Raw genomic sequence first — 4,014 nt, 5'->3', positions numbered from 1 at the left:
CCTTCGAGGCGTGGCCGGCATCGTGGTTCGTGCGGGGGGCTGTGATCAGGCGCCGGGCAGCGTGACCGGCTCGATGTCGAGGGAGGCGAGCAGGTCGCGCACCCGCCGCTCGATCTCGTCGCGGATCGGCCGGACGGCGTCGAGGCCCTGGCCGGCGGGGTCGTCGAGCTCCCAGTCTTCGTACCGCTTGCCGGGGAAGATCGGGCAGGCGTCCCCGCAGCCCATGGTGATGACGACGTCGGAGGCGTGGACGGCGTCCGTGGTGAGGACCTTCGGCTGCTCGGTGGTGAGGTCGATGCCGACCTCGGCCATCGCCTCCACCGCGGCGGGGTTGATGCGGTCCGCGGGCATCGAGCCGGCCGAGCGGACCTCGACGGCGCCGCCGGACAGGGCGCGCAGGAAGCCGGCGGCCATCTGGGAGCGGCCGGCGTTGTGGACGCAGACGAAGAGTGCGGACGGCCGGGTGCCGGTGGGGGTGACGGGCATGGCCTCATATTGATCGATGTCGATACACGGCGCAAGGCCCCGACGGGTCCGCGCGGTCAGGACTTTGGTCAGGACTGTGGTCAGGACTGTGGTCAGGACTGCGGCTCCACCGGCCCGTCCTTGCCGGCGACCAGGTCGCCGCAGCTCGTCTCCTGCGCGGTGACGACCACCGGGTCGTCGGGCCCGGCGTCGCGCGCCACGGTCGTCACCTCGCCGTTCGCGGCGGTCGCGGCGCCGTCGTCCAGGTCGACGAAGGTGCGCGTCACGGTGAAGGAGTCGCCGTCGTCGGTGGCGGCCTCGAGCCCGGCGAGGTGCAGCACCCCGTCGACGTCGGTGCAGCCGACGCCTGTGCCGTAGCCCGTGAACCCCTTGTCGAACGTGTAGTCGTCCCCCGCGAGGTTCTGCGTCGCGGCGAGGTCGCACTCGGCGGCGGAGAACAGCAGGGTGCCGCGCCCGGTGTCGACCAGCGCGACGGGCGCGGTGCCGTCGCCCGCCGCGACGACGTTCACGACGGCGGACGCGCGCTGCGGGCTCGCCGACCCGAGCGCCACGGAGAACGTGGCCCCCGACGCCGTGGTGATGCCGAACCGGCGGTCGGCGCCGCCGGTGAGCCAGGCGGTGTCGGCCTTCCCGTCGCCGTCCACGTCCACCGACTCGTGCGTGTCCGCCCCGGCGGGCGTGCTGCCGTCGGTGGCGGGGCAGCCGGCCCCCGCCGGCCTGCCGGGGACGGCGGGGGAGGCGGTGGGCGAGCCGGGACCGGTCGCGCCCTGGTTCGACGACGCGGTCGACGCCGCGGCCGACGTCGCGGTCGACGACGCGCCGGGCTCGCCACCGCCGTCACCTCCGGCGACCAGCCAGACGACCAGGGCGACGACCATGACCGCGCCGAGCACGACCAGCCGCCAGGTCCAGGGGTTGCGGGCGGGCGTTCCGGGTCCAGGGGAGTCGCTCATGTTCCCCAGGCAATCACCGTCGGGCGGGGTCGTGCATCCTCGCGCGCGGTGCCAGGGCGGTCACGACCGGCGGCGCAGCGCCGGGTCGCCCTCCCGCGCCTCGAGCGCGGCGATGAGCGTGCGGGCGTCGTGCGGGCCACGGTGGCGGACGCCGTCGAGGAAGAACGTGGGCGTGCCGCGCGCGCCGGAGGCCAGGGCGCTCGCCTCGTCGGCACGGACGCGGGCGTGCAGGGACTCGTCGGCCATGTCCGCGTCGAACTGCTCGAGGTCGAGGCCGAGCTCCGCGGCGTGCTCGCGCAGGTCGTCGGGCTCCAGCCGGGACTGGTGCGCGAACAGGCGGTCGTGCATCTCCCAGAACCGGCCCTGCCGCTCGGCGGCCTCCGCGGCGACGGCGGCGAGGTAGGCGTGCGGGTGCACGTCCACCAGCGGCAGGTGCCGCACGACGTACCGGACCCGGTCGCCGAAGTGCGCGCGCAGCTCGGCGCCCATGCCGGTGGCGCGGGCGCAGAACGGGCACTCGAAGTCGAGGTACTCGACCACGGTGTGCGCGGCGTCGACGTCGCCCTTGGCGTGGTCGCGCGCGGCGTCGACGGCGGGGGTGAGCAGGACGGGGAGGTCCGCGCTCGCCTCGCCGTACCGCACGCGGGCCACGGTGAAGATCGCCCAGCCGAGCAGCGCGGACAGCACCATCGCGATGAGGATGCCGACCGTGGCCGCCTGGCCGGCGGGCGTGCCGTCGAACGCGAGGTCGACCACGAGCAGCGACACCGTGAAGCCGATGCCCGAGAGCGCGGCGCCGCCCAGCACGCTGCCCGGACCGACGCCGTCGGGCAGGGTGCCGAGGCGGGCGCGCAGCGCGCCCCACGTGCCGAGGCTGATGCCCACGAGCTTGCCCACGACGAGGCCCGCCACCACGCCCCACGTGATCACCGAGCCGAGGGCCGCCCCCAGCGCGCCGCCGCGCAGGTCGATCCCCGCGTTGGCGAGGGCGAACAGGGGCACGACGACGAGGGACACGGGGCCGCGCAGCACGTCGTGCAGGCGGTGGTTGACCGAGATGGAGCGGGCCAGCCCGGCGCGGGCGTTGCGCGCGACGGCCGCGCTGGGCGACTGCCAGTAGTCGCGGAACAGGCTCTTGGCCTGGAGGACGTCGTCACGCCGCGTCGCGACGGCGGGCACCAGCAGCCCGGCGAGCATGCCGGCGAGGGACGGGTGGACGCCGGCCTGGACGGTCGCGCCCCACAGCACGACGACGACGAGCACGTAGGGCGAGCTGCGCCACTCGCGCATCCGGCCCAGCAACCACAGCGCGCCGAGCGCGAGGACCGCGACCAGCAGCGGCGCGAGGTGCACGTCCTCGGAGTAGACGACGCCGATGATGCCGACGGCGAGGAAGTCGTCCACCACCGACAGGGTGAGCAGGAAGACGCGCAGCTGGCTCGACATCGCCGGCCCGACGAGGGCGAGCGCCCCGAGCAGGAACGCCGTGTCCGTCCCGACGACGACGCCCCAGCCGTGCGGGTCGGACCGCCCGGCGACGGCGAGGAAGACCAGCGCGGGCACGACCACGCCGAGCGTGCCCGCCACGAGCGGCACGAGGCGCTGGCTGCGCTGGCGCAGCGAGCCGATCGCGAGCTCCTGGCGCACCTCGAGCCCGACCACGAAGAAGAACAGCACCATGAGGCCGTCGTTGACCCAGTGGTGCAGGTCGAGGTCGAAGCGCAGGTCGCCGATGTCGACGTTGACCGGCAGGGCCCACAGCTGCTCGTACGCGCCGGACAGCGGCGAGTTGGCCCACACCAGGGCCAGCAGGGTCACGGCCGCCAGCAGCAGCGCCGCGCCCGACTCGGTGCGCAGCCGTTCGGCCAGCGCGCGTGCCGCCATGCGTGTCTCCGTCCGTGAGGGGTGCCGGTCCGCGAGGAGCGTACGACGCTCCCTCCCCGCCGGCCGTGGGGGAACACCGACCCGGGCCGCCCGTGTTCCCGGGAACGTTCCCGGGAATCCCGGGAATGATCGGCGCCCACCGCCGGTTGTGGACCACGGCAGCTGAGAATCGTTCTCAACGCGACAGGCACCAGGAGGTCCCGGATGGCATCCCGCACCGAGCTCCGCCCGATCATCACCCTCCGCTCCACGGCGGGGACGGGCTTCACGTACGTCACCCGCAAGAACCGGCGCAACGACCCGGACCGCGTCGTCCTGCGCAAGTACGACCCCACGGTCCGCCGCCACGTCGACTTCAGGGAGGCCCGCTGATGAAGAACGCCATCCACCCCGCCTACGGCCCGGTCGTCTTCCGTGACACCAGCGCGGGCACCGCGTTCCTGACGCGCTCCACGCTGGCCGGGGACGCCGCGTCCGGCCCGGGCCGCCCCGCCCGCACGATCGAGTGGGAGGACGGCCGCACCTACCCTGTGGTCGACGTCGAGATCTCGAGCGCCAGCCACCCGTTCTGGACGGGTGCCGCGCGCGTGGTCGACACCGCCGGTCGCGTCGAGAAGTTCCGTCGGCGCTACGGCACGGGCGCGCGGTAGGCGCTGCGCCCGGCCTCCGAGCGGGCAGGACAGGACACGGC

The 4,014-nt window shown here is 74.6% G+C and carries 5 protein-coding genes; 2 read left to right on the top strand and 3 right to left on the bottom strand.

The genetic code is table 11. The annotated features are described in order from the left end of the window. Positions 1 to 45: 45 nt before the first annotated feature. The 3 genes from ACFT55_RS19470 to nhaA all read right to left on the bottom strand — a co-directional run bounded on the left by ACFT55_RS19470 (position 46) and on the right by nhaA (position 3,323). Positions 46 to 486: an arsenate reductase ArsC gene (locus tag ACFT55_RS19470; RefSeq protein ID WP_380245499.1), complete on the bottom strand. Its 441-nt coding sequence runs from the start codon at positions 484 to 486 to the stop codon at positions 46 to 48. A 92-nt stretch (positions 487 to 578) separates the two neighbouring features. Continuing rightward, complete coding sequence (locus ACFT55_RS19465; protein ID WP_380245498.1) at positions 579 to 1,439, bottom strand: hypothetical protein; 861 nt, start codon at positions 1,437 to 1,439, stop codon at positions 579 to 581. Positions 1,440 to 1,499: 60 nt separating this feature from the next. Next, positions 1,500 to 3,323, bottom strand: coding sequence for a Na+/H+ antiporter NhaA (nhaA, locus tag ACFT55_RS19460; protein ID WP_380245497.1), 1,824 nt, complete (start codon positions 3,321 to 3,323; stop codon positions 1,500 to 1,502). A gap of 204 nt (positions 3,324 to 3,527) precedes the next feature. On the opposite strand from nhaA, the gene rpmG reads away from it, so the two are divergent. Both rpmG and ACFT55_RS19450 read left to right on the top strand, forming a co-directional pair. Continuing rightward, a complete protein-coding gene (rpmG, locus tag ACFT55_RS19455) occupies positions 3,528 to 3,695 on the top strand; it encodes a 50S ribosomal protein L33 (RefSeq protein ID WP_380245496.1) in 168 nt (55 codons plus the stop codon). After that, entirely contained in the window at positions 3,695 to 3,973 is a 279-nt protein-coding gene (locus tag ACFT55_RS19450) for a type B 50S ribosomal protein L31 (RefSeq protein ID WP_380245495.1), read from the top strand. Before rpmG ends, ACFT55_RS19450 begins: the two co-directional genes overlap by 1 nt. The last annotated feature ends 41 nt before the right edge of the window (positions 3,974 to 4,014 follow it).

This window comes from Isoptericola sp. NPDC057191 (assembly GCF_042670225.1).
Lineage (GTDB): Bacteria > Actinomycetota > Actinomycetes > Actinomycetales > Cellulomonadaceae > Isoptericola.
This window is presented reverse-complemented; position numbering and strand designations above follow the sequence as displayed.

What these genes read in the sequence shown, in the direction of transcription:
- nhaA (WP_380245497.1), bottom strand. Translation starts at nt 3,323, where the DNA reads ATGGCGGCACGCGCGCTGGCCGAACGGCTGCGCACCGAGTCGGGCGCG.
- ACFT55_RS19470 (WP_380245499.1), bottom strand. Translation starts at nt 486, where the DNA reads ATGCCCGTCACCCCCACCGGCACCCGGCCGTCCGCACTCTTCGTCTGC.
- ACFT55_RS19465 (WP_380245498.1), bottom strand. Translation starts at nt 1,439, where the DNA reads ATGAGCGACTCCCCTGGACCCGGAACGCCCGCCCGCAACCCCTGGACC.
- rpmG (WP_380245496.1), top strand. Translation starts at nt 3,528, where the DNA reads ATGGCATCCCGCACCGAGCTCCGCCCGATCATCACCCTCCGCTCCACG.
- ACFT55_RS19450 (WP_380245495.1), top strand. Translation starts at nt 3,695, where the DNA reads ATGAAGAACGCCATCCACCCCGCCTACGGCCCGGTCGTCTTCCGTGAC.